Origin of the sequence: Rhodococcus sp. R1101, from assembly GCF_000278445.1 — a bacterium.
Classification (GTDB): domain Bacteria; phylum Actinomycetota; class Actinomycetes; order Mycobacteriales; family Mycobacteriaceae; genus Rhodococcus; species Rhodococcus gordoniae.
On record NZ_AJVB01000960.1, the window covers coordinates 1 to 410 of the forward strand.

1 protein-coding gene is annotated in these 410 nt (G+C 67.6%); it reads right to left on the reverse strand.

The annotated features are described in order from the left end of the window. A partial coding sequence (gene otsB, locus R1101_RS0125475; RefSeq protein WP_016935879.1) for a trehalose-phosphatase occupies positions 1–410 on the reverse strand: 410 nt, incomplete at both ends.

A 410-nucleotide genomic window follows, 5' to 3' on the forward strand; every position in this document is an offset into this window, starting at 1 on the left:
GTCGCCGAGATAGAGCGGCACGACGTCGTCGGAGGCCAGACCGAGGACCTCGATCAGGTGCAGGACCGCCTTGCCCTTGTTCCAGTCCACCGCCGGTTTGAGTTCGTAGACCATCTTGCCCGGCACCACCGCGAGGCGATCGGGGTTCTCCCGCAGCAGCGCGTCGACGATCGCGCCCACCCGGTCGTGCACCTCGGGGGCGGCCTGCCGGTAGTGCACGGCGACCGAGGCGCGTTTCGGTTCGATGCCGACACCGTCGAGACCGTCCAGGCGTGTGCGCAGGGTGTCGGTGGTCTCGACGATGAGGTCGGTGAAGTCGTCGAGGACGTCGTGACCGATCTGCTCGTCGGTGGGGCTCCAGATGTCGAATCCGTGGCTGCCCGCGACGACGAGATCGTCGACGCCCATGA